The sequence below is a fragment of the Chromohalobacter sp. HP20-39 genome, from assembly GCF_033052815.1.
Lineage (GTDB): Bacteria > Pseudomonadota > Gammaproteobacteria > Pseudomonadales > Halomonadaceae > Chromohalobacter.
The window spans coordinates 32297-57152 of the sequence record NZ_JAWHTP010000009.1; the positions used below are offsets into that span (position 1 = coordinate 32297).

Here is a 24856-nt window from a genome sequence, read left to right on the forward strand (position 1 = left end):
TTGGCGTCGTCGGAGCGTTACACGCCGTGCGTTACAAGCTGGCCTTGACCGCTGCCAGCCCGGGTTCGCCGTCACGCGTGGTGACGCCGTCGAGGAACTTGGCCAGTTCGTCGGGATGGTTTTGCAACCATTCATGGGCCACCGTTTCGAGTTCGCGCTCTTCCAAACCATATTCGCGGATGAAATCGCTTTGTTGTTCGGCGCTGAGCACGAACTGATCGAGCAAGCGCGTTAGGTTGGGGTTGGCCTCGCTGAAGGGCTTGGCGACGATAGTGCGCACGTCGCTGCGACCTTGGTTTTTGCCATAGATGCCTTCAGGGTCGTCGAGGATATGCATGTCGAATTCCGGCACCATCCAGTGCGGCGTCCAGCCGTAGAAGGCGATCCAGCGCTGTTCGTCGTAAGCGCTGCGCACCGCGCTGAGCATCCCCGGCGTCGAGGACTCCAGCATTTCCCAGTCGCCCAGGCCGTAGGTGTCGTTGCGCTTGGCGGCATGGACGAAGTCGCTGACCGTCGAGCCGGTCTCGATGGAATAGTAACGCCCCCCGAAACGCTTACGATTTTCGGGGTCGTCGAGCTGCTCGGCGCTGGTCACGCCGGCATCATAGACGTAGCCCGGGACTGCGAAGCCCATGCGCGCGCCGGTAACGTTGTTGCCCAGGTCGACGATGCTGCCGTCATCCATCGCGGCGTCATAGCTACTCTGCTGGGCGGGGAGCCAGCCGGCGAGAAAAACGTCGCTGTCGCCGGTTTGCAAGGTCTTGTAGCCCACCGTGCTGCTGAGCTCCTGGCGTTCGTTGGTATAGCCCAGCGGGGCGAGGATCTGTGCCATGATTTCGGTCTTGACCGTGACGCCGGGCCACGGCGGCGCGATGAAGGAGACCTGGGTGGCCTCGTCGGTGGCATGGGCGTGAGCTGCCAAGGGCATTAGGGCAAGGGCGGCCATCAGCCGCGTGGTGGTACGTCGCATGATCTCTCCTGGTGAATACGATGAATTCAAGCGGACCATCGGTGCGCCTCGACCTCGATCAGGGTCGGCCCCGGTGCCTGACGCGAGGCGACCAACGCCTGGTGCAGCGCGGCCCCCGTCGACACGCGCACGCCGTAACAGTCGAGCGACTTGGCCAACGTCACGAAGTCCGGTGCAGGCAGGTCGACGCCGAGGCGTGGCACGTCCTGGGCGTCCATGTAGCGGCGGATCTCGCCATAGCCCGCGTTATTCCAGATCACCACCGCCAGGGGCACGCGGCACGCGCGGGCGGTGGCGAGTTCGCCGAGAGTGAACATTAGCCCGCCGTCGCCGACCAGGGCGATCACCGGTCGTTCGGGCACGCCCAGTGCGGCGCCCAGCGCGGCGGGCAGGCCGTAGCCCAGCGTGCCGTAGCCGGTGGCGGCGTTGAACCAGCGGCGTGGTGCAGGCATCTCGGCGATGAAGTTACCGGCATACACAGGCCCCGTGGAGTCGCCGACGATAGTGGCATCGGGCAGCGCCTCGCGCAGCGTATCGAGGAAGGCGGCGTAGGGCGCGACGTCTTCGGCGTCACGCAGCGCCAAGGCTGTTCTGGTGTATGCGACACGCTCGGCGCCGGCGCGCGAGGCCTGCGTCGGCAAGCGTGCGAGCAGCCCGTGAGCGACCTCGCTGACATCGGCGAGCAGGGCAAGGTCGGCGGCCTGGTTGCGCGCCAATTGCTGGGCGTCGATGTCCACGCGGATCAGCCGTCCGTCGAGATGGAAGCCGCCGTCGAAGGTCAGGTCGTAGTCAGTCTCACCGAGTTCCGTGCCCAGCGCCAGCACCACGTCGGCGTGGCGCGCGAGTTTGCGTCCGGCGGGCAGGCTCGCGCAGGCACCGAGATCCAGCGGGTGGTCGCAGCCCAGCACGCCCTTGGCGTTGATGGTGGTCATGGCGGGGGCGTCGAGGCGTTCGACGAGGGTGCGTACCGCGTCGCTGGCCGCAGCGCAGCCGCCCCCGAGCAGCAGCAGCGGGTGTTTTGCGTCGGCCAGCCAATCGGCGGCCCAGGCCAGTGCGGCATCCGGCGCCGCCGGAGGGAACACCTCGGTGGTCTTGGGCACGAGCGCCGGGCAAGCCTGTGGCATCACATCCAGTGGAATCTCGATGTGCACGGGGCCGGGGCGGGCGCTCTTGAAGATGGCGAATGCGCGGGCCAGCACCTCGGGCAGTGCCTCGGGCGTGTGCAGGGTATGGCTGAACACGCTGACGCCGGCCAGGGTGCGTTGCTGGTCGGGCAGCTCATGGAGGCGTCCTTGACCGCGCCCCAGGGTATCGCGGCGATTGACGCTGGAAATCACCAGCATCGGCACCGAGTCGGCCAGCGCCTGGCCCATGGCGGTGGCGATATTGGTCATGCCCGGCCCGCTGATGATGAAGCAGGCGGCCGGTTTGCCGGTTGCCCGGGCGTAGCCGTCGGCCATGAAGCCGGCGCCCTGCTCGTGGCGCGGGGTGACGTGCTTGAGGCCGCTGTCGGGCAAGCCGCGATACAGCTCGACGGTATGCACGCCGGGGATGCCGAAGACGGTATCGATACCGTAGGCGACGAGCAGGTCGAGCAAGCGTTGCGCGCAATTGCTCATGGCGTGTCCTCGACGCTGGTGGTCTCGCCGAATGGCGGCCGCGACATGACACGCTCGACCATGGGGATGAAGTCCTCGAGGGGGCGAGTGGGATAGTCGGGGTCGAATGAGCACTGATCCCACTCATCGCAGAAGCGTACGGTGCGCGCGTAGGCGGGATGCTCCCGATAGGCGTCGCGGGCGTGTGGATCGAGGCCGTAGAAGGTGCGGTAGTGGTAGCCCTGAAACAGCTCGTGATGACGGATCATCCATACGTTGAGCGGGTCGATGAACGGCTCGAGGATCGCCGCGGCGATTTCCGCGTGATTGGCGGGCGCCAGGTCGTCGCCGATGTCGTGAAGCAGGGCGCAGACCACGGTTTCCTCGTCGGCACCGGCTGCAAGCGCGCGGGTCGCGGTCTGCAGGCAGTGTTCGTAGCGGTCGACGGGGTAGCCGTGGGTATCGCCCTTGAGGCGCAGAAGATGTTCGAGCACGCGGCGGCTGGCATCGTTCTGATAACGCTGGAAATGCGCGTCGATCAGCGCCCAGTCGTCGCGGGTGCTCTCGTCGAAGCGGGTAAATGTCGCCTGGTTCATGCGTTGGCTCCTTGGGCGGATCGCGGTGCGGCATCCTGGGCGCTGCCGGCGTGCTGGGCGGCGAGTACGCGGCGCCGGCTGGCGGTGCTGTCGCGGTCGACATAGCCCTGGCGGAGATGGCGCACGCCGCCTTCGAGCTGGTAAGCGGTGCGTCCGTGCAGCAGCCGGTAGTTGTCCATGATCAGCATGTCGCCGGGGCCGAGCTTGAGATGCACGGTCAACGCCTCATCGGTGATCAAGCGATAGAAGCGCTGCCGCGCGGCGTAGTAGCGCTCCAGCAGCGCCGCGTCGTGGGCGGCGATGCGTTCGGTGCGGTTGGAGTAGCGCACGCGTGCCAGCCGTCCTTGGCTGTCGAGTTCGATCAAAGGCCCTTCGCTTGCCAGATCGGTGGTGGCGTCGGTATAGCGAAACTGTGTCGAGAGGCGCGTCAAGCAGTCGAAATCCTCGGGCGCTTCCGCCTTGAGGCGCTGCGCCGCCCTGAAACCGTCGGTGAGCGTGCTGTCGCCCCCGGCGGCGGCGTTGCTCAGGCAATGCAGCCAGATGTAGCCGGGAATCGGATCGCGATAGGGGTTGTCGGTGTGCGGCTCGAGCCCGCGTTGCGTCATGGTCAGATCATAAGCGTCGGCCACCGACTTGACGTCGGCGATGCCGCCCCAGTTGGTGCGGCGCAGCGGGCCGATACGGTCGATCAACGGCTGCATGCCATCTTCCTCGCACGGCACGCCACTGACCTTGACGAAGCCGTAACGGTGCAAGGCCTCGAGCATCGCCAGCAGGGAGTCGTCGTCCTCGAGCGCTGCGTCGAAGCGGGCCTGGGGAAGCGTCTTGAGATCGGCGTCCCATAAGCTGAGCCCGGGCGCCACGTCGGCATTGTCGGGCGCGGTGTCGGCGAGCAGGTCGTCCAGCGCGTAGGTGGTGACGTGGCCATCGCTGAAGCGCACGTGCAGGGTCTGCGCGTCGCTGCTTGCCGACTCGACGTGCAGTGTCAGGGGCAGTTGGGCGGCCTCGATCAAGCGCTGCCCGGTGCGGGTGTCGAGCGTGGTCGCATCCGGCGCTCGCTCACGCAGCCAGAGGGCGGCGAATTCACGCCGCTGGCCGGCGGCGTGCAGGATTAAACGGCGCCCCTCGTCCTGGAGTTCGACGTCGGCGGAAATGGACATGAACGATGCTCTCCACTGCTGGCATGGGATCGATGGCCCCGACCGGCGAGCCGGAGCGTTTCCCTACCCTAGGCGGATTGATCGAACGGGATTTGCACTAATTCGCCATTTAATAGACGATTCTGGCCATGAGCGAGAATACCCGAACCGATTGGCCCTATCCCCGTCCTGAGCAACCGCCGGTTCCCAGGCCCGGCGACGCGGCGCATACCGTGAATGTCTGGCTGGTGCCCAATTTCTCGATGTTGACGCTTTTTTGTCTGCTCGAGCCGTTGCGCGTGGCCAATCGCTTCGGTCGCGAGCTGTTCGCCTGGCGGCTGCTGTCGGCGGATGGCGAGGCGGTCGTGGCCAGCAACGGCGTGCGCATCGAGGTTGAGGGCGTCCTGGCGGAACACGCTCCCGGCGATTTGCTGATGGTGATTTCCTCGTACGAGGCGGAAGTCAGCGTGACCGGTGCCGAGCGTGCGGTGTTGCGCCACGTCGCGGCGCATGGCGGGCGTGTCGGTGGGCTCGATACCGGGCCTTTCATCCTTGCCCGGGCGGGTTTGCTCGACCAGCATCGCGTGGCGCTGCACTGGGAGAGCGTGCCGGCCTTCCGCGCGGAGTTTCCGCATATCAGCGTCAGCGAAGCACGCTTCGAATTCGCCGGACAGCGCTTGACTGGCTCCGGCGGCGCGGCGGGCATCGACATGATGCTGCAATGGATCGAGCACGATTACGGCCCGGCGCTGGCCAACGCCGTAGGGCGGCAGCTCGTGCACCAGCGTGTTTCCGAGGAAGAAGCCTGGAAGGCCGGTGCAGCGCGCACTCTGGAAAATTTGCCGCGCAGCGTGGTGCGCGCGCTGGCGGTGATGGAAACCCACCTCGACCAGGTCTTGTCGATCCCCGAGATATGTCGCCTGATCGGCCAGTCCCAGCGGCAGTTGACGCGCCTGTTCATGGCACATTTCGGCGAGACGCCCAAGCAGTGCTATGTGGGGATGCGCCTCGACTATGCCCGACGCCTGCTCGCCGATAGCCGTTGCCGGGTCACCGAGGCGGCCTTGACCAGCGGCTTTGTGCATCTGGCCCACTTCTCGCGCGTCTACCAGGCACGTTTCGGCGAGCGGCCCAGCGCCACGGCCGAACGCGGTACCGTGTGAAGCGCCTGCGGTCGCGTTAGACTCGGGGCTTCGCCCCTGCGGCGCTTTATCGTTTGCAAGGAGTCTGCATGTCTGCCCAACCCTTCGTGACCCGCCTGGCCGATGGCGGTGTCTTTCCCCATATGCTGGGCAAGATCGTCTGCGTGGGGCGCAACTACGCCGAGCACGCCCGCGAACTCGACAACCCGGTGCCCAGTGCGCCGCTATTGTTCATCAAGCCCGCGACCAGCGCGGTGCCCATGGCACGCGACATCACCGAGCAATTCACGCGTGGTGAGGTGCATTTCGAAACCGAGCTGGCGCTGCTCATCGGCAAGCGCTTGAGCGAGGCCAGCGCCGAACAGGCCGAGCGTGCCGTCGCTGGACTCGGCCTGGCGCTGGATCTGACGCTGCGCGACGTGCAAGCGCAATTGAAGGAAAAGGGCCACCCCTGGGAAGTCGCCAAGGCCTTCGACGGTGCCTGCCCGCTGTCGCCGTTCGTGGCGTTGGATGAGGTCCCCGACTGGGCGGCGTTGCGCTTCACACTGGAGATCGACGGCGAGCGCCGTCAGACCGGCGAGACGCGCGACATGCTGTTCGCCATTCCCGCGCTGCTGGCCGAGATGTCGCGGCACTTCACGTTGCAGCCCGGCGATGTGGTGCTCACCGGCACGCCGGCCGGGGTCGGGCCGTTACCCCGCAATGCCCAGTTGTCGCTGTGGGGCTCGTTCGGGCTGGAGGCGTCCACGCAGACGCGGTGACGGGCGAGCGGCGTCACGCCCGCTCACTCCAGATAGGTGTAGCCTTCCAGACCGGCGGCGAGATTGCGCATGAAGTCGTCACGCTGGGCCTCGCTCAGCGCGCTGTCACGGAGCTGGCGCGACAAGCGTTGGCTGAGTTCGTCGGCGTCGAAGTTCACGTAACGCAGGACGTCGGCGACGGTATCGCCCTGTTGGTGATTGCTGAGCCGCCATCGGTCGTTAGCGTCCAGCGTGGCATCCACGGCGTCGGTGTCACCGAACAGGTTGTGCAGGTCGCCGAGGATTTCTTGATAGGCGCCGACCAGAAACAGGCCCAGCAGCTTGTCCTCGCCGTCCTGCCATTCGGGCAGCGGGAGCGTCGCTTCCAGCCCTTGGCCGTCGACATAGCAGTCGATGCGCCCGTCGCTGTCGCATGTGATGTCCTGGATGACCCCGCGGCGAGTGGGCGGACGATCGAGGCCGGTGAGCGGCAGCACCGGAAAGACCTGTTTGATACCCCACACATCGGGCACCGACTGGAACAGCGAGAAGTTGACGAACAACTTGTCGGCGAGCTTCTCGGCGAGTTCATCGGCGATTTCGCGATGTGCGCGGTTGCGTGGGTCGAGCTGTGCGCTCAGGCGTCGGCAGGCGGCGAAGTAGACCGTCTCACCCTCGGCGCGTGCGTCGAGGGTAGCCAGACCCAGCACGAAGCGATCCTGCAGTTCACCAATGGCCTGCACCAGGTCGTGGTAGGCTTCGGCGAGGCCGCGCGGTTCCTGCGTGTTATCCAGCTTGGCGTGTACGCGCCATAGTTCATCGAGTTCGGCATCGCCGTCGAGGCGTTGCGTGGGCGTTTCCTCGCTCAAGCGTTCCTCGCCGATGACGTTGGTGATCAGCACCGCGTGATGCGCGGTCAGGGCGCGCCCCGATTCGGAAATCAGGTGCGGATGCGGCAAGTCTTCGGCGTCGCAGACCTGGCGGAAGGCCCACACCACGTTGCTGGCGTATTCGTGCATCGAGTAGTTGATCGAGCAGAAGCTCCGCGAGCGTGTGCCTTCGTAGTCGATTCCCAGGCCGCCGCCGACATCGACGGTATCCACCGGTGCGCCCAGCGCACGCAGGCTTTGATAGAAGCGCGCGCATTCGCGCAGTCCGCGCTGGATATCGCGAATGTTGGCGATCTGCGAGCCGAGGTGGAAATGCACCAATTGCAGGCTGGCCAGGGCGTCGGCGTCGCGCAGGCGTTCGACGACGTCGCGAATCTGGCTGGCGGTGAGCCCGAACTTGGACTTCTCGCCACCCGAGTTCTGCCACTTGCCCTTGCCCACCGAGGCCAGCCGTGCGCGCAGGCCGATACGCGGCGTGACTTGCAGGCGCGCGGCTTCCTCTAGGATCAGCGTGAGTTCCGAATGTTTCTCGACCACCAGGTAGACGCGATGGCCGAGCTTCTCGCCCATCAGCGCCAGGCGCACGTACTCGCGGTCCTTGTAGCCATTGCAGACGATCAGCGAGGGACCGTCACCGGAGAGCGCCAGCACCGCCAGCAGTTCCGGCTTGCTGCCGGCCTCGAGGCCGACTCGTCCATGGCCGCGCGCCTGGGTGGCGAGCATTTCTTCCACCACGCGGCGCTGCTGATTGACCTTGATGGGATACACGGCGGTGTAGCCGCCGGTATAGGTTTCATCCTGCATGGCGGTGTCGAAGGCGGCGCACAACTGCTCGACACGATCGTGGAGGATGTCAGTGAAACGCACCAGCACCGGCAGACGCAATCCTGCGCGGCGCAACTCGTCGACCAGAGCCTTGAGCGGTAGGGCGGGGCCTGCGGTATCGCTACCTCGCGGACGCACGACGGCATGGCCGGCATCGTCGACGTCGAAGTAGCCGCTGCCCCACTGATCGATATTGTAGGTGCGGCGGGCCTGATCGGCGGGCGAGGTCATGGCGCACTCCTGGACGGGCCGGTGCGGCCCGGTGAACGAACGGGGGGGCATTATGCCGCTCGCATGCAGGGCTGCAAAGAGGGGCGCGTTCAGCGCAGAAGCAGCAGCACTACGAGAGTGGCGACACTGGCCATGCCGAGATGCGTTAATGCCTCCCCGAATGCGGCATCCAAGCGTTCGGAAGTCGCGCCTGTGCGTTGCAGAGCGTCACCCAGTAGCGCACTGCCCAGGCCGAAGGTGAGTACTAGGGCGGGCACCGTGCCTTGGGATTGCCAGGACAGGGCCGTGAGTGCCAGGGCCAGCAACGCGTAGCCGTAGCGCAGGTAGCGATGCTGGGCGGCAGAGACGACGCGAAGGGGGCGTACGCTCGTAACGATGTGCGTGAAGGTGGGCATGGCGGGCTCCCGTCCAAGGCGGAGCGTCGTGCTCCGCCGGCAATGACGGTTCCAGGCTATGCTGCGTTTCTTAAAGAAACCTTACAGCGCAAAGAAGGTCTACAGCGCTTGGCTGGCGGGCGGCAAGGGCGGGGCGCCGTGCTCAAGGCGCGTCAAGAGCAGGTTGCGGTACTGGCTGGGGTCCTTGGGGGTGAGGTCGTGCGCGGGCGGGTCAACGTAGACGACCAGCAGCCGCGAGAGCCAGTAGCGCAATGCCGTCATACGCAGCATGACCGGCCACAACGCCTGCTCATCCTCGGTCAGCGGGCGGCGTGCCTGGTAGGCCGCGAGCAGCGCCGCGTAGCGTTCCTGGTTGAGGTGGCCGTCTGCGTCGCTGGCCCAGTCGTTGACGACGATGGCCAGATCGAAGAGCAGATCGCCCGTGCAGCCGTTGTAAAAGTCGATGATGCCGCCCAGCCGGTCGCCGTCGAAGAGGGTGTTGTCGCGAAACAGGTCGCCATGGATCGCCCCTTGGGGAAGCGACGAGGCATCGCCGAAAATGCCCTGATAGGCATCGATCTCATCGCCCATCAAGCGCTGGTCGGCCTCGGAAAGATAGCTCATGACCTTGTGTTGCGCACTGGCCAGCCAGTGCAGGTCGCGGGGATTGGGGCGCTGGCCTTCGAAGCGCTGCGAGACCTTGTGCATGCGTCCCAGGGCATCGCCGAGTTCGCGGCACTGGGCGAGTGTCGGTGATTCGGGATGCCGACCCGGAAGGCGTGGGAACAGCAGCGCCGGACGCTCGGCGAGTTCTTGCAGGGCGACGCCATCACGGTCGTGAACGGGCCCCGCGACGGGCAGCCGGTGTTCGTCGAAATAGTCGAGCAGCGCCACGAAGAAGGGCAGTTCATCGCTTTCGCCCTGCTCGAACAGGGTGAGCACGAAGCGCCCTTGGTCGGTGGTGACGAAGAAGGTGGAGTTCTCCGTGCCACTGGGTACGCCTTCCAGGGCGCGTAACGTGCCTACGTCGAAGCGTTCGAGAAAGTCCGCGACCTGAGTCTCGGTCAAAGGAGTGAATACGGCCATGTGTGTCTCGCCCAGGATGCCAAGCGCGCATTGTAGCCGCTTGGCGCGGGCAGTCCTACCGCCGTTGGCGAGGACGTTGATGTATGGCAGGCGACATCATTCGTCACCGGCGACCCAGTCCGGCACCTCGACGCGCGAGGCATCGCGGCGTTCGAAGTTGCCGTCGCCGTCATCGTCGATCAGGAAGTAGCTGGCGCCTTGCTGAGGAACGATCTCGATGGCATAGAGTTCGCCGTTGACGCGGTATTCCTTGATAGTCCGGTTATCGTCCTGGCGCACGGTGATGTCCGGGGAGGGCTGCGCGACGGCAAGCGATGCAGTGGCGCCGATAATGAGGCCGAGCCCCAGGCAGAGAATAATAGAGAGACGTTTCATGGCGGTCTCCTCGGCTGTCGGGGCAAATGCGGTGAGATTGCGCCTCGAGCCTTTGAGGTAATGAAAGGTCATTCTCCCACATCATGTGCGTTCGGCGCATGTGAACCGGGTTTAGCCTGACGCTGCGCAATGCCTTGCGTATCATGACGACATCGCGAATTTTCAATGGATGCTGATGCCATGGCCACTACGCCCCCCATCGTTCTCGTCGACGGCTCGTCGTATCTATATCGGGCTTTTCACGCCTTGCCGCCGCTGACCACGTCCAAGGGTAATCCCACCGGCGCGGTGAAGGGCGTGCTCAACATGCTCAAGAGCCTGCTCAAGCAGTATCCCGACAGCCCCATGGCGGTGGTCTTCGACGCCAAGGGCAAGACCTTCCGCGACGAGATCTACGCCGAGTACAAGGCGCACCGCCCACCGATGCCCGACGACCTGCGGCCTCAGGTCGAGCCGTTGCACGACTGTATCCGCGCACTGGGCCTGCCGCTTTTGTGCATCGAGGGCGTCGAGGCCGACGACGTGATCGGCACCCTGGCACGGCATGCTACCGAGGCGGGACGTGATGCGGTGATCTCTACCGGCGACAAGGACATGGCGCAGCTCGTCAACGCGCACATCACCCTGGTCAACACCATGAAGGGCGAGACCCTCGACGTGGCCGGCGTCGAGGCCAAGTTCGGCATCCCGCCGTCGCTGATCATCGATTATCTAGCGTTGATGGGCGACAAGGTCGACAACATTCCCGGCGTGCCGGGCGTCGGCGAGAAGACCGCGCTCGGTCTGCTGCAAGGCATGCAGGGTGGACTCGAGACTCTCTACGCCGATCTCGAACGTATCAAGACCCTCGACTTTCGCGGCGCCAAGACGCTGGGCAAGAAGCTCGACGCCAATCGCGATCAGGCCTTCCTGTCCTATCGACTGGCGACGATCAAGACCGATTGCGAGCTACCGGTGGGGCTCGACGATTTGGATATCGCGCATCCTGACCGCGAAGCGCTCAAGGCGCTTTATACCGAGCTGGAATTCAAGAACTGGCTGGGCGAGTTGCTCGAGGGGCGCGACGAGGGCGTCGATGATGTGGCCACGGGGGCGCCAGCGAAGGAGGAAGATGACGCACCGGCGGCGGCCGACACAGGCTCAGCGTCGCGCGAGGATCATGTCATCGTCACGCAGGAGGCTTTCGATGCCTGGCGCGATCGTCTGGCGCAGGCGGACATCTTCTGCTTTGACCTGGAAACTACCAGCCTCAACTACATGGAGGCCGAGATCGTCGGCATCGGCCTGGCGCTGGAGGCCGGCGAGGCCGCCTATATCCCGGTAGCACACAGCTATCTCGATGCCCCCGACCAACTCGACCGCGACACGGTGCTGGCCGCGCTCAAACCGCTGTGGGAAGACGCCGCCAAGGCCAAGATCGGCCAGAATCTCAAGTACGACATCTCCGTGCTGGCGCGTTACGACATCGAGGTCGCGGGGCGGCTCGAGGACACCATGCTGGCGTCTTACGTGCTCGATTCCACGGCGACGCGCCACGACATGAACTCGCTGGCGCTCAAGTACCTCGGTGAGAAGACCATCACCTTCGAAGAGATCGCCGGCAAGGGTGCCAAGCAGTTGACCTTCGATCAGGTCGCACTCGAAGAAGCCGTTCCCTACGCCTGCGAGGACGTCGACATCACCTTGCGCTTGCACCGTGAACTGCGCCCACGCGTGGACGGCGAAGGCCGCCTGGCGGCGGTGCTGGATAAGATTGAGCTGCCGTTGGTGCCGGTGCTCTCGCATATGGAACGCAACGGCGTGGCACTGGACGCCGAGCGCCTGCACACCCAGAGTCGCGCCCTGGACAAGCGGCTGCGGGAATTGGAAACGCGTGCGTACGAGCTGGCCGGGCGTGAGTTCAACCTGGGCTCGCCCAAGCAACTCGGCGAGATCCTCTTCAATGAATTGAAGATCCCAGTGATCAAGAAGACGCCCAAGGGCGCGCCGAGCACCGCCGAGGCGGTGCTCGAGGAGCTGGCACTGGATTATCCGTTGCCCAAGGTAATCATCGAGCATCGCGGCTTCGCCAAGTTGAAGTCGACCTACACCGACAAGCTGCCGCAACTGGTCAATCCCACGACCCGGCGTTTGCATACCAGCTATCACCAGGCGGTCACGGCCACCGGGCGCTTGTCATCGTCCGATCCTAACCTGCAGAACATTCCCATCCGCACCGACGAAGGCCGCAAGATTCGCCAGGCCTTCGTCGCGCGTCCCGGTTATCGCATCGTCGCCGCCGACTATTCGCAGATCGAGCTGCGTATCATGGCGCATCTCTCCGGTGACAAGGGATTGCTCGAGGCGTTCGCCGAGGGTCGCGACATCCACACCGCCACCGCGGCGGAAGTGTTCGGCGTGGCGCTAGACGCCGTCAATGGCGAGCAACGGCGCAGCGCCAAGGCCATCAACTTCGGGCTGATCTACGGCATGAGCGCTTGGGGGTTGGGGCGGCAGTTGCATATCGAGCGCAATCAGGCGCAGACCTACATCGACCGCTACTTTGACCGTTATCCCGGCGTGGCACGCTTTATGGAGCGTATTCGTGCCCAGGCCGCCGACGACGGTTATGTCGAGACGGTGTTCGGGCGGCGCCTCTATCTGCCCGAGATCAACGCCCAGAACCGCACCCGGCGCCAGGCCGCCGAGCGCACCGCCATCAACGCTCCGATGCAGGGCACCGCCGCCGATATCATCAAACTGGCGATGATCGACGTCGACCGCTGGCTTCGTGATGGCGACTTCGACGCCTGGATGGTGATGCAGGTTCACGACGAACTCGTCTTCGAAGTCGCGGAAAGCCAGGTCGACGCTTTCACCGACGCCGTCCGTCAACGCATGGAAGACGCCGCTAAGCTTGACGTGCCGTTGACCGTCGAAGCCAACGCCGGCGCCAACTGGGACGAAGCTCACTGAGGTTGCCATGTGGGCATGGCGGAGGGCGAGCGTGAATACCTGCAGCAACAGCGCGAGGACGCCCAGACACGCCTCGACGAAGTGGGACAGCAGGGACAACATAAGTAGCGCCAGGGCAGCTCCCCGAGCGTCCGCTGGGTGGATTAGTGTATCCTGCACGACCTCTGTAGACCGTCCGGTGAACTGGATATATGAAAATCAAGAAGCGACTTTATACGGCGCTGGCAATGGTCGTGTTGGTGCTGGCGGCCCTGGCGTGGGGGATACATTGGTGGCAGACCGGCCGTTTCTTCGAAGAGACCGATAACGCTTATGTGCATGCCGACAGTGTTGCGCTACGCTCCGAGATGACGGGGCGTGTCGCCGAAGTGGCAGTCGCCAACAATCAGCGGGTCGAGGCCGGTGATGTCCTGGTGAAGCTCGATCCCAGCGATGCCAAGTCCGAGTTGGCTCAGGCCCGGGCGGCATTGGCCGTCGCGCAGGCCAACGCTATCAGTGCCGGTCGCCAGGTCGAGCAGCAACGCGCGTCGATCGACGAAGCCAAGGCACAGGTTACCTCGGCGCAGGCGGATCTCGAACAGGCGCGTTTGCATCTCCAACGCTCGAAGCGACTGGCCGAGAAGAATTACGCCTCTCAACAGGCCTATCAGGATGATCAGGCGGCGGTGCAGGTCGCGGAAGCGACGCTTGCGGCACGACGCGCCATGCTGGCGTCATCGCGCAAGCAGCTCGCTGTCCTCGAGGCCGAACGTGACAGTGCCGAGGCGAATATCGAGTCTGCCCGGGCCGATGTCGACAACGCACGCCACCAACTCGACAAGACGCGTCTGACGGCGCCGGTAGCGGGTGTGATCGGCAACAAGACGGTCGAGGTCGGTACGCTGGCCCAGCCGTCGTTGACCTTGATGCAACTGGTACCGATTCGTTCGGCCTATGTCGTCGCCAATTACAAGGAAACCCAGATCGCGCGCATGCGGCCGGGGCAGCCGGTATCGTTGCATGTCGATGCCTATCCCGATACCGAGTTCGAGGGCGTCGTCGATAGCTTGGCGCCCGCCACGGGGGCGCGTTTCAGCCTGTTGCCGCAGGACAATGCCACCGGCAATTTCAATAAGATCGTCCAGCGAGTGCCGGTGCGTATCCGTGTGACGGGCCCCGATGATGCCCTGGAGCGCTTGCGCGATGGCCTCTCGGTGGTGCCGTCGGTGGATACGCGCGACCTCGCCCCCGATACCCAGGACGACGGCTAAATGGCCGAGGCGACCGCAACCGCCTCGGCGAGTCCGCAGGAGGCACCTTCACGACGTACCCAACTGGGTTTCGTGGCCGCCGTGTTCGGGATGTTCATGGCGATTCTGGATATCCAGATCGTTGCCAGTTCTCTCAACGAGATTCAGGCCGGGGTCTCGGCCAGCGCCGACGAGATATCCTGGGTTCAGACGTCTTACCTGATCGCCGAGATCATCATGATCCCGCTGTCGGGGATGCTGACGCGTATTCTGTCCACTCGGGTGGCCTTCGTGGTCTCGTGCCTGGGGTTCACGCTGGCGAGCCTCGGCTGCGCCATGGCCAATTCCATCGAGTCGCTGATCGTGCTGCGGGCCATTCAGGGCTTCATGGGGGGCGCGATGATCCCCATCGCCTATGCCATCAGCTTCAGTGTCTTTCCGCGGCGCATGATGGGCTCGGTGCAGGCGGTCATGGGCCTGGTGGCGACACTGGCGCCCTCTATCGGGCCGACCGTGGGTGGCTATATTACCGAGTTCGCGAGCTGGCATTGGCTATTCCTCGCCAACCTCGTGCCCGGTGTGCTGGTGTCGGTGGCGGTGTGGCGACTTCTGGATATCGACCGTCCTGATCATCGAGCGCTGCGTCATCTCGATCTCATCGGTCTGGCGCTTTTGGCGCTGTTTTTAGGCACGCTGGAATTTTCGCTGGAAGAAGGCCCCGGCGAAGATTGGTTCGCCAGCCGCACGATCCTTATCGCCGCCTTCGTCTGCGCGCTCACCTCGGCGGGGTTCTTCTGGCGCACCTTGCGCCACCGTCATCCCATCGTCGACCTACGCGCCTTTACCAACCTCAATTTCGCCGTGGGCGCCTGGCTGGGATTCGTAGTGGGTATCGGTTTGTATGGCCTGGTGTATCTGCTGCCGCTGTTTCTGGGTAACGTGCGCGGCTATTCGGCCTTGCAGATCGGCGAGGTGATGATCGTGACCGGGGTGGCGATGTTTTTGACCGCGCCCCTGGTCGGGCGTGCCTCGGACAAGGTCGACCTGCGGGGGCTCTTGCTGCTGGGCATGTTGTTGACCGGTATCGGCACGGTGATGAATGCCAACTTGACTGCCGAGTCGGGATTCGACGCGTTCTTCTGGCCCCAGGTGGTGCGCGGGGTGGGACTGGTGATGTGCTTGATTCCGACCTCGCGCATCGCCTTCGGCACCCTGCCGCCAAGCGAGGTCGGCAACGCCAGTGGCCTGTTCAACGTGATGCGCAATCTCGGCGGGGCGGTGGGCCTGGCGTTGCTGGACACGATTCGCGATTGGCGTGAGGATTACCATTGGAATCAACTGATTCCCGCCATCGATCAAGGTCGCGAAGTGGTCAACGCGACCCAGGCGCAATATCAGCAGTTGCTGGCCTCGACCGGCGACCCGCAGACAGCCTCGGTCGAGATGCTGGCGCGGACCCTGCTCGAGCAGAGCATGGTCATGGCCTATAACGATATCTTCTTGTGGCTGGGTATGTTGTACCTGCTGGTGGCGCCGTTGATTCTGCTGCTGAAGAAACCCCAGCACGCTTGAGCCAGGCGCCAACGGTCGAGACGTTGGCCGCTCAGTAATGCGGAGGGAGTTCGTCGCCAGGTGCCGGGACGTCGTCATCGCTCATGTGATCGACGCTTTGACGCAGGCTCCGCAGGCGTTCGCGCAGCATGTCATTAGTGCGTTCGAGTTGAGCCACGCGACGGTCTTGCGCGGCCAAGGCACGATCGAGCGTATCCAGCCAGTCTTCCTGATAGGCGAGCCGGGTTTCCAGTGCGTCGAGGCGGTCGCGCGTGGTGTCCTCGGTCATGTTAGAATCACTTGGCGGTGTGTCACCGTTCATTTTCTGGCACCTTATGCAGTGTGTTCAAAAGCATTGTATTCAAACGTTGTGTTCATAGCGTTGCGTATTCACTGCGCAACCCCTGTCGGCTCCGCACGCGCCCAGGCGCAGAGGAGCGTTTCCGTCGGACAACAAGAGATATCGAGGTCCATGAATCGTAAGATATTCCTACGTTGTAGTTTCATCAGTGTCCTGTTGGCCATTCCTTCTCCACTGTTGATCGCGCTGTTCGTGACGTTGAGCGGCAGCGTGCTGGAGTTTTCCCTGCTGCTCGAAGCCGATGGCATTGCCATCGCCTATAGCGCCACGGCCTTGGCAGTATTCGTACTGTTGTTGTTGGGAACGCTGAGCACTCAGGCCTTGGCCCCGCGGTCGAGCCAGTTGGCGCATCTTGCTGAACTGGAAAACGACGACCGCGAGATCGGCGAGGTGAAGTGGTTCAACGTCAATAAAGGGTACGGCTTCATCACCCGCGATAGTGGCGAGGACGTATTCGTGCACTTTCGCGCCATCCGTGGAAAGGGGCATCGCACGCTCGCGGAGGGTCAGAAGGTCCGCTATCACGTCATCGAGAACGAACGTGGCCTGCAGGCCGATGATGTGACCGTGATTTCCTGACCGCAGAGCCTGCCACGCAGGCATGACAACGCCCCGTCCGTTTGCATCGGACGGGGCGTTTCACGTCATGCGTCGCGCTATTGTCCCGAGTCCGGCCAGTCGATAGCGCCTTCCTCGCCGTCCGCACGGACGCGCCAGAAGCGGTCCGGCTCGTCGCCGGGCTGCCATCCGCCCAACGAGCAACGCACCTCGCAGCCGAGCGCCCGCGCGGCATCGCGCGCGCAGTCCACATCGCGTGACCAGGGGGTATGCGGACTGTCGAACCACAGGCTGGAGAAGCCGTCGGCGGCATGGGTCACCAGCAGAATGGGGATCTCACTATCGGCGTGACGTGCCCGGGCCCGCCACTGGGACTTGCCGCGCTTGACCAGCGCGGGTAGTTCGTCGAAGTGTTCGGAGAGCCAGCGTTGCACGGCCTCGATGTCGGCGTTGGCCAGATAGATCTCGATGTCGGGGTAGCGCTCCACGGCGGGCCTCAGGTAAGCAAGCGTTGCATGATGGTCGCATAGAGACGGCTCAGCGTCTCCAGGTCGGCGGCGCGTATGCGCTCGTCGACCTTGTGTATCGTGGCGTTGGCCGGGCCCAGTTCGATGACTTGCGCGCCCAGCGTGGCGACGAAACGGCCATCCGAGGTGCCGCCGCCGGTCGACAGCTGCGGCCGATAGCCCAGCATGTCTTCCACGCTGGCCACAGTGGCATCGACCAGAGCACCTTCGGCAGTGAGGAAGGGCTCGCCGTTGAGCGTCCAATCGAGCGTGTAGTCGAGTGCGAAACCGTCCAGGATCTCGGCGGTACGCGCCTTCAACGCCTCGGCGGTGACCTCCGTGGAGAAGCGGAAATTGAAAACCACTTCCAGTTGACCGGGAATCACGTTGGTGGCCCCGGTGCCGGCCTGAAGGTTGGAGATCTGGAAACTGGTCGCGGGGAAGAACGCGTTGCCGGCATCCCAGTGCTCGGCAGCCAGCGCGGCCAGTGCCGGGGTCGCCTCGTGCACGGGGTTGCGCGCCAGGTGCGGGTAGGCGACATGCCCCTGGACGCCCTTGACGCGCAGCACGCCCCCCAGTGAACCGCGGCGGCCGTTCTTGAGGGTATCGCCCAGGCGTTCGCTGGAGGAGGGCTCGCCGACGATGCAGTAATCCGGGGCAATACCACGTTCACGCAGGTGCTCGACCACTGCCCGGGTGCCGTGAACGGCGGGGCCTTCCTCGTCGGCGGTGATCAAAAACCCTAACTGACCGGGGTGCTCCGGGTGCGCGGCGAGGAAGTCTTCCACGGCGGTGATCATCGCCGCCAGGCTGCCTTTCATGTCCGCCGCGCCGCGTCCACAGAGCATGCCTTCGGCGTCGATGCACGGCTCGAAGGGCGGATGTTCCCAGTCGCTTTCGGGACCGGTGGGTACCACATCGGTATGCCCGGCGAACACCAGCATGGGGCCGCTGTCACCGCGTGTGGCCCAGAAGTTGTCCACCTCGCCGATACGCAAACGTTCGACATGAAACCCCAACTGCTCCAGGCGCGCGATCATCAGCGCCTGGCAGCCGGCGTCATCCGGGGTTACCGAACGACGACGCAGCAACTCGAAGGCCAGCGCCAGGGTCGGTGACGCTGGCGTGGTGCGATCAGTTGTGGGCATGCAGTGCCTCGTTGAGCGCCACAGCGCTCTTGTTGGTCAGGCACTCGATGCGGCCGTTCTGCGAGTTGCGACGTAGCAGCAGGTCGCTTTGGTTGGCCAGGTCGCGGCCGCTGACGGTACGTACCAGCTCGCCCTGATCGTCGAGCACGGCGATCTTGGCACCGGCGGTGACGTAAAGGCCGGCTTCCACCGTGCAGCGGTCGCCCAGCGGGATGCCGATGCCGGCGTTGGCGCCGATCAGGCAACCCTCGCCGATGGAGATGATGATGTTGCCGCCGCCCGAAAGCGTGCCCATGGTCGAGCTGCCGCCGCCGAGATCCGAGCCCTTGCCGATCACCACCCCGGCGGAAATGCGTCCTTCGACCATGCCTGGGCCTTCGGTGCCGGCATTGAAGTTGCAGAAGCCTTCATGCATGACCGTGGTGCCCTCGCCGAGGTAGGCGCCCAGGCGCACGCGGGCGGTGTCGCCGATACGCACGCCCTTGGGCACCACGTAGTCGGCCATCTTGGGGAACTTGTCGACGCAGTCGACCGTGAGCGGGCGGCCTTCGAGACGCGCCTTGAGGCGGCGTGCGCCAAGTTCGTCGACATCGATGGGGCCTTCGTTGGTCCAGGCGATGTTCTTGAGCAGGCCGAACATGCCGTCGAGCTTGATGCCGTGAGGCTTGACCAGCCGATGCGAGAGCAGGTGCAGCTTGAGGTAGACCTCGGGCACGCTGGCCGGTGCGTTGTCCTCGTCGAGGAAGACGGCGACGAGTGGCCGCTGGCCGGCGGAGAAGGCCTCGGCCAATTCGGCTTGCTCGGTACCACCGGCCTGGCGCAGTGCCTCGGCGAGCGCCTGGCAGTGCTCGGGCAGGAAGCTGACCACGGCATTGCCCACCGGCGCGTTCAGTGCCTGGCGCGCCGCCGCGACCAGGGTGTCATCGGGGTTGAGCAGCGGCGTCGGGTAGTAGACGTCCAGCCACTCGCCTTGGGTGTTCTGGTGGCCGGTTCCGAGAGCAAAGCTCAGCATGGGGAAGTCCTCGTGGGTCAGGTAAAAAGGGATGCGATACGTGTGATGCCGGTGGGCGCCTAGGCTGCCTGAAGGGCGCGATAGGCGTCGGTCTTGAAGCCCACCAGGAAATGTTCCGGCGTTTCCAGCACGGGACGCTTGAGCAGCGTCGGATGCGCCAGCAGTAGCGCACGGGCCCGATCGGCGTCGAGATCACGCTTGTCGGCGTCGTCCAGTCCGCGCCAGGTAGTGCTGCGCGTGTTGAGTAGCGTGCTCCAGTCGCTGCGTGCCAGGAAGGCATCCAGGCGTGCGGCATCGAGGCCGTCCTCGCGCAGGTCATGATAACGATACGCGATGCCCAGGTCGTCGAGTGTGCGGCGTGCCTTGCGGCAAGTATCGCAGGTCTTGATGCCGTAGAGCGTGACCATGACGGCCTCCTCATGAATGGGTGGCGGTGTGGCGCGGTGGATCAGGCGTGGCGCTCGATGAAGCGTCGGATGCGCCATGCGGCTTCCACGGTGGCGTCGAGCTCGGCGACCAGCGCCAGGCGTACGCGACCCGCGCCGGGGTTGCCCCGAGCGCCGTCGCGCGACATGTAGCGCCCGGGCAGCACGGTGACGTGCTCCTCGGCGAATAGATCGCGAGCGAAGGCTTCATCGTCGCCGCCGGGCACCGCTGGCCACAGATAGAAGCTGGCGTGCGGTGTGGGGAACTCCATGACCGGCGCCAGAATGTCGCCCACCGCGCTGAATTTCTCGCGATAGGCATCGCGGTTGGCACGCACATGCGCTTCGTCGTTCCAGGCGACGATGGAGGCGTGCTGGGTCGTCAGCGGCATGGCGCAGCCGTGATAGGTGCGGTAGCGCTTGAAGGGGGCGATCAACTCGGCATCCCCAGCGACGAAGCCTGAACGCAGCCCGGGCAGGTTGGAGCGTTTGGACAGCGAATGAAACACCAGGCAGCGGTGGTAGTCGTCGCGCCCCAGCGAGCGGCAAGCCTCGAGCAGCCCCGGCGGCGGTGCGGTTTCGTCGAGATAGAGCTCCGAATAGCATTCGTCCGAGGCGATCAGGAAGTCGTGCTCGTCGGCCAGGGCGATCAGCTTTTGATACTCGGCCAGCGGTGTGACGGCGCCGGTGGGGTTGCCCGGCGAACAGACGAAGACCAGTTGCACGTCGCGCCAGGTGGCGGCGGGCACGCTATCGAGATCGGGCAGGCAGCCGTTTTCGGGTGCGCAATCCAGATACAACGGCTCGCCGCCGGCCAGCAGGGTCGCACCTTCGTAGATCTGATAGAACGGATTGGGCATCGCTACCTTGGCGGGTCGTGTTCGGTCCAGTGCGGCCTGGACGAAGGCGAAAATAGCCTCGCGGGTGCCGTTGACCGGCAACACATGGCGCTCGGGGTCGAGCGAGCCGGGTGTCAGCGCATAACGTTGCGTCGCCCATCGGGCGATGGCGTCGCGCAGTTCGGGAAGCCCCGCCGTGGCGGGATAGCGCGCGACCTCGCCCTCGAAGCGACGCAGCGCCTCGAGCACGGCCGTCGGCGGCGCATGACGCGGCTCGCCGATGGATAGCGCGATGGGCGATAGCGCGGGCGATTCCACCTCGGCCTTGAGGGTGGCAAGTCTCTCGAAGGGGTAGGGCTTGAGGGCGTCGAGATCAGGGTTCATCGGCAATCCAGCAGCGGGTCCGGCATGCCGGACGTGGCGTTGTCATGAAGGCGCGCAGCACCATTGGGAAGGCCCGATTATAGGCAAGCCGGCCAAGGGCCTCAAATGAGGCTGATTCAGACGTCGAGCGTCTCGCAGAGGCGCTCGCGTAGTTGCGCCTGACGGTCGGGGTCGGTGAGTGGTTCGCCGGCCTTGTCGGTGATGAAGAAGACGTCCTCGACGCGCTCGCCCAGGGTGGCGATCTTGGCCGCCGAGAGGGCGATGTCCTGCTCCATGAAGATACGCCCGACGCGGGCCAGCAGGCCGGGGCGGTCGGGGGCAATGAGTTCGACGATAGTGCGGGCGTTGGCTTCATCCTGCTCGATCGTTACCCGGGTGGGGACCTTGAAGTGCTTGAGCTGGCGCGACGTATGGCGAGTGACGATGCGCGGGTAGTCGGCGGGGTCGTCGAGTTCTTCCACCAGATGGTGGCGGATTTCCTCGAGGCGCTGCGGGTCGCGAATCGGTTCGCCTTCATCGTCGAGCACGATGAAGGTGTTGAGTGTCCAGTCGTTGCTGGAGGTCGCGATGCGTGCATCGTGGATCGACAGTCCCAGTTGCTCCATGGCGGCCGCAGTGGCGGCGAACAGGTCGTTGACCGAGCGGGTATGGATGAACACCTTGGTGCCGCCCTCGGCCATGTCTTCGGTGGGCGCGTTGGCGAGGATCAGCGGCAACTCCGAGGGTTGGTGCTCGAGAATGCCCTGCGTCTGCCAGATGATCTCGCTGGGCGCGTACTGGAGGAAATAATCGTCGCCGAACGAGGCCCACAAGGCGTCCGCGCTGGTGGCATCGATGCCCATCGTGCCGAGCAGGCCACGGGCTTCTTCGCGCGACTCGCGGGCCCATTCGTCGCGGTCGATGGCGTGGTCGAGGCCACGCCGCAAGGCACGCTTGGTCTCGGTATGCAGTTGACGCAACAGCGCGGCGCGCCAGCCGTTCCACAACGAGGGGTTGGTGGCGGTGATGTCGGCCACGGTGAGTACGTAGAGATAGTCGAGGTGGACCTCGTCGCGCATCGCCAGCGCGAATTCGTGGATGACATCGGGGTCGGAAATATCACGCTTCTGAGCGGTCTTGGACATCAGCAAGTGATGTTCGACCAGCCAGGCGACCAGACGGGTATCGCGTGGCGAGAGGCCGTGGCGCTCGCAGAAGGCGGTGGCATCGATGGCGCCGAGCTCGGAGTGATCGCCACCGCGGCCCTTGCCGATATCGTGGTAGAGCCCGGCGATCCACAGTAGCTCGAGCTTGGGCAACTGGTGTATCAGGGTCGCGGCGACGGGGAAGTCCTCATGGCCTTCGGGCTCGCGGAAGCGTTGCACGAACTTCAAAAGGCGCAATGTGTGGGCATCGACGGTATAGAGATGGAACAGGTCGTGCTGCATCAGTCCTACGGCCTGACCGAACTCGGGTAGATACTTGCCGAGGATGCCGTAACGGTTCATGCGCCGCAATTGACGCGGAATGTTGCCCCCGCTGCGCAGAAGTTCCATGAACAGGCTCTGATGGCGAAGGTCATCGCGAAAGCTCTCGTCGATCAGATGGCGATGATCGCGGATCAGGCGGATGGTCTCGGCGCGTACGCCCTCGATCTCGGGATGCTGGGCCATCAACAGGAACAGCTCGAGCAGGGCGCCGGGGCGGTGGCGAAACACGTTGGCGTGGCGCACCTGGATATAGCCGCCAAGAACTTCGAAGCGCGCGTTGAGCGGCGTTATGTCCGGGGTTTCGTGGGCGCGCAGGATGACCTCGTCGAAATGCTGCAGCAGCATGTCGTTGAGCCCCGCCAGCGCGGTGACGTGGCGATAGTAGCGCTTCATGAACTGCTCGACAGCGAGACGCTCCGGCGTATCGCGATGACCGAACAGCTCGGCAATGGCGCGCTGATGGTCGAACAGCAAGCGGTCCTCGGCGCGGCCGTTGAGCATGTGCAGCGCATAGCGCACCTGCCACAAGAAGGACTGGCCTTGGCTAAGGATGCGTAACTCGGCGTCGTTCATGAAGCCCTGGTCGACGACATCCTCGTAGCGCAGCTCACCGAAGTGGCGCTTGGCCACCCAGCCGATCATCTGAATGTCGCGTAGCCCGCCCGGCGAGCTCTTGATGTTGGGCTCGAGGTGGTACTCGGAGTTGTTGTAGCGATAGTGACGGGCGATCTGCTCCTGCCACTTGGCCTCGAAGAAGGCATCGCTCGGCCACATCGCCTCGTTGGAGAGGCGCCCGCGCATCGTTTCGCGCAGGTGCTCGGGGCCGGCGAGGGTGCGCGATTCCAGCAGGTTGGTGATGACCGTGAGGTCCGCGCTCGCTTCGCGCTCGCAATCGGCCAGTGAGCGCACGCTATGGCCGATTTCCAGGCCGATATCCCAGAGGAAGGTGATGAAGCCGGTCAGGCCTTCGCGGTAGGGGGTGTCGTCATCGTGTTCGAGCAGCAGCAACAAGTCGATGTCGGAATGCGGGTGCAGCTCGCCGCGGCCATAACCGCCGACGGCGAGCAGGGCGATGCCGTCGTCGGGCCAGTCATAGCGCTCCCAGGCGATGGCCAGTAGCTGGTCCAGGCACCAGGCACGGCCATGGACCAGGTCGCGAATGTCGCTGCCGGCGTGAAAGCGTGCGTCCAGGCGTGCCTGCAGCTCGCGTAGCGCCTCCTTGAATACGACGATCGGCGTGCGGCTGGCGGCTAGCGCTTCGCGGAAGGCGGACGCATCGAACAGCGTCTCGTCGGGCACGAAGCGGTAGTGATGAAGCAGCATTCGCGTGGCACTCCTGTTCGCACGTACATCGGACAAGCGATTGGGCGGGTAGTGGTCGTGACGCTTATACCTCGAGTCATTATACCTCGAGGAAGCTCAGGTCCTCGTCGCCACGCGCAGTGAGCACCTCGACGCCGCTCGCAGTGACCAGCAGCGTGTGTTCCCACTGGGCCGACAGGCTCTTGTCCTTGGTCACCGCCGTCCAGCCGTCACGCAGCACCTTGGTACGATAGTCGCCAACGTTGATCATGGGCTCGATGGTGAAACACATGCCTTCGGCGAGCGCGATATCGGCGCTGGGTTCATAACCGTCGTAATGCAGGAACTGCGGATCCTCATGGAAGCCGGCACCGATGCCGTGACCGCAGAAATCGCGCACCACGGAGTAGCCGTTGCTCTCGGCATGCTGCTGGATCGTACGCGCCAGCTCGGAGAGGTGAACGCCGGGTCGCACTTGGGCGATGCTTTTGTATAGACACTCCTGAGTAATGCGGGTCAGGCGCCCACCCTGGATGCTATCGCCGACCACGAACATCATGCTGGAATCGCCGTGATAGCCATCGGCGGTCTTCACCGTGATATCGAGATTCATGATGTCGCCGTTCTTGAGTTTCTTGGCGAAATCGGGGATGCCGTGGCAGACGACATGGTTGATCGAGGTGCAGGTGGCGTTGGGGAAACCGTGATAGTTGAGCGGCGCAGGGGCGGAGCCCAACTCGTCCACGATGTATTCATGGCACAGTCGGTCGATCTCGCCGGTGCTGACGCCGGCCACCACGTGGGGTGTGATCATTTCCAGTACCGAAGCGGCCTGGCGGCCGGCTTCGCGCATTTTCTCGATTTCGTCGGCGGTTTTGATGGGAATGTTCATGCGATCTCGAATTCGGAGGGTTCGGGGCTGGCGTTGGAAGGGCTCCTCGCCTATAGTCTCGACGCCCAGCTTGGCTGGGGCGAGACGCGACACAAGCATTCAGTAGCCAGGCGCGGCGACCGGGAGCGACTTCATCTTGGAATCGATCTATGGTATAAAGCCGCGCGCCTTACTGCAATCGCCGCCTAGCGCGTTCGGCTTGGCCGACGCATTGGCGCGGTGAGGCAAGAGGGCGAAATGATAACGCCTTGAAAACACA

22 protein-coding genes are annotated in these 24856 nt (G+C 64.4%); 6 read left to right on the forward strand and 16 right to left on the reverse strand.

What is annotated here, in order from left to right:
• Positions 1-31 precede the first annotated feature (31 nt).
• From RVY79_RS14670 to RVY79_RS14685, 4 genes are read right to left on the reverse strand one after another with little or no spacing between them, the layout of a single operon-like run.
• Positions 32-970 (reverse strand): ABC transporter substrate-binding protein, encoded by a 939-nt coding sequence (locus RVY79_RS14670; RefSeq protein ID WP_317465124.1) that lies wholly within the window; start codon positions 968-970, stop codon positions 32-34.
• A gap of 26 nt (positions 971-996) precedes the next feature.
• The gene (locus tag RVY79_RS14675; protein WP_317465126.1) at positions 997-2589 is read right to left on the reverse strand and encodes a 5-guanidino-2-oxopentanoate decarboxylase; all 1593 of its coding nucleotides are present in this window, start codon (positions 2587-2589) and stop codon (positions 997-999) included.
• Entirely contained in the window at positions 2586-3164 is a 579-nt protein-coding gene (locus RVY79_RS14680) for an HD domain-containing protein (protein WP_317465127.1), read from the reverse strand. Before RVY79_RS14680 ends, RVY79_RS14675 begins: the two co-directional genes overlap by 4 nt.
• Positions 3161-4324 (reverse strand): TauD/TfdA family dioxygenase, encoded by a 1164-nt coding sequence (locus tag RVY79_RS14685; RefSeq protein WP_317465129.1) that lies wholly within the window; start codon positions 4322-4324, stop codon positions 3161-3163. The genes RVY79_RS14680 and RVY79_RS14685 overlap by 4 nt, the downstream gene beginning before the upstream one ends.
• Positions 4325-4452: 128 nt before the next feature.
• On the opposite strand from RVY79_RS14685, the gene RVY79_RS14690 reads away from it, so the two are divergent.
• Entirely contained in the window at positions 4453-5466 is a 1014-nt protein-coding gene (locus RVY79_RS14690) for a GlxA family transcriptional regulator (protein ID WP_317465131.1), read from the forward strand.
• A 68-nt stretch (positions 5467-5534) separates the two neighbouring features.
• Positions 5535-6206, forward strand: a complete 672-nt coding sequence (locus RVY79_RS14695; protein WP_317465133.1) for a fumarylacetoacetate hydrolase family protein — start codon at positions 5535-5537, stop codon at positions 6204-6206.
• Positions 6207-6229: 23 nt separating this feature from the next.
• Here the strand turns inward: RVY79_RS14695 and speA are convergent, their stop codons facing one another.
• The 4 genes from speA to RVY79_RS14715 form a co-directional block, all read right to left on the reverse strand.
• Positions 6230-8131 (reverse strand): biosynthetic arginine decarboxylase, encoded by a 1902-nt coding sequence (speA, locus tag RVY79_RS14700; RefSeq protein WP_317465134.1) that lies wholly within the window; start codon positions 8129-8131, stop codon positions 6230-6232.
• A gap of 89 nt (positions 8132-8220) precedes the next feature.
• A complete protein-coding gene (locus RVY79_RS14705; RefSeq protein WP_317465135.1) occupies positions 8221-8526 on the reverse strand; it encodes a hypothetical protein in 306 nt (101 codons plus the stop codon).
• A gap of 99 nt (positions 8527-8625) precedes the next feature.
• The gene (locus RVY79_RS14710; protein ID WP_317465136.1) at positions 8626-9591 is read right to left on the reverse strand and encodes a homoserine kinase; all 966 of its coding nucleotides are present in this window, start codon (positions 9589-9591) and stop codon (positions 8626-8628) included.
• Between the two features lie 96 nt (positions 9592-9687).
• Positions 9688-9966 carry a DUF2782 domain-containing protein gene (locus RVY79_RS14715; protein ID WP_317465137.1) on the reverse strand — a complete coding sequence of 93 codons (279 nt, stop codon included), beginning with the start codon at positions 9964-9966 and terminating at the stop codon, positions 9688-9690.
• Between the two features lie 180 nt (positions 9967-10146).
• Between RVY79_RS14715 and polA the strand changes: the two genes are divergently transcribed.
• From polA to RVY79_RS14730, 3 genes are all read left to right on the forward strand, one after another.
• Positions 10147-12921, forward strand: coding sequence for a DNA polymerase I (polA, locus tag RVY79_RS14720; RefSeq protein WP_317465138.1), 2775 nt, complete (start codon positions 10147-10149; stop codon positions 12919-12921).
• 191 nt (positions 12922-13112) lie between these two features.
• Positions 13113-14171, forward strand: a complete 1059-nt coding sequence (locus tag RVY79_RS14725) for an HlyD family secretion protein (protein ID WP_317465140.1) — start codon at positions 13113-13115, stop codon at positions 14169-14171.
• Complete coding sequence (locus tag RVY79_RS14730) at positions 14172-15722, forward strand: DHA2 family efflux MFS transporter permease subunit (RefSeq protein WP_317465141.1); 1551 nt, start codon at positions 14172-14174, stop codon at positions 15720-15722. It begins immediately after the preceding gene.
• 31 nt (positions 15723-15753) lie between these two features.
• On the opposite strand, the gene RVY79_RS14735 is transcribed toward RVY79_RS14730, so the two are convergent.
• On the reverse strand, positions 15754-15990 hold the full coding sequence (locus tag RVY79_RS14735) for a SlyX family protein (RefSeq protein WP_317465143.1): 237 nt from the start codon (positions 15988-15990) through the stop codon (positions 15754-15756).
• 183 nt (positions 15991-16173) lie between these two features.
• On the opposite strand from RVY79_RS14735, the gene RVY79_RS14740 reads away from it, so the two are divergent.
• Positions 16174-16641 carry a cold shock domain-containing protein gene (locus RVY79_RS14740; RefSeq protein WP_317465144.1) on the forward strand — a complete coding sequence of 156 codons (468 nt, stop codon included), beginning with the start codon at positions 16174-16176 and terminating at the stop codon, positions 16639-16641.
• A gap of 77 nt (positions 16642-16718) precedes the next feature.
• Here the strand turns inward: RVY79_RS14740 and RVY79_RS14745 are convergent, their stop codons facing one another.
• From RVY79_RS14745 to map, 7 genes are all read right to left on the reverse strand, one after another.
• Positions 16719-17108 carry a hypothetical protein gene (locus tag RVY79_RS14745; protein WP_317465145.1) on the reverse strand — a complete coding sequence of 130 codons (390 nt, stop codon included), beginning with the start codon at positions 17106-17108 and terminating at the stop codon, positions 16719-16721.
• 8 nt (positions 17109-17116) lie between these two features.
• A complete protein-coding gene (gene dapE / locus RVY79_RS14750) occupies positions 17117-18274 on the reverse strand; it encodes a succinyl-diaminopimelate desuccinylase (RefSeq protein ID WP_317465146.1) in 1158 nt (385 codons plus the stop codon).
• Positions 18261-19286: a 2,3,4,5-tetrahydropyridine-2,6-dicarboxylate N-succinyltransferase gene (gene dapD / locus RVY79_RS14755; RefSeq protein WP_317465147.1), complete on the reverse strand. Its 1026-nt coding sequence runs from the start codon at positions 19284-19286 to the stop codon at positions 18261-18263. Before dapD ends, dapE begins: the two co-directional genes overlap by 14 nt.
• Before the next feature lie 59 nt (positions 19287-19345).
• Entirely contained in the window at positions 19346-19771 is a 426-nt protein-coding gene (locus tag RVY79_RS14760; protein WP_317465148.1) for an ArsC family reductase, read from the reverse strand.
• Positions 19735-20934 (reverse strand): succinyldiaminopimelate transaminase, encoded by a 1200-nt coding sequence (gene dapC, locus RVY79_RS14765; protein WP_317465149.1) that lies wholly within the window; start codon positions 20932-20934, stop codon positions 19735-19737. The genes RVY79_RS14760 and dapC overlap by 37 nt, the downstream gene beginning before the upstream one ends.
• A 116-nt stretch (positions 20935-21050) precedes the next feature.
• Positions 21051-23726: a [protein-PII] uridylyltransferase gene (locus RVY79_RS14770; RefSeq protein WP_317465150.1), complete on the reverse strand. Its 2676-nt coding sequence runs from the start codon at positions 23724-23726 to the stop codon at positions 21051-21053.
• 79 nt (positions 23727-23805) lie between these two features.
• Positions 23806-24597 (reverse strand): type I methionyl aminopeptidase, encoded by a 792-nt coding sequence (map, locus tag RVY79_RS14775; protein ID WP_317465151.1) that lies wholly within the window; start codon positions 24595-24597, stop codon positions 23806-23808.
• Positions 24598-24856: the final 259 nt, after the last annotated feature.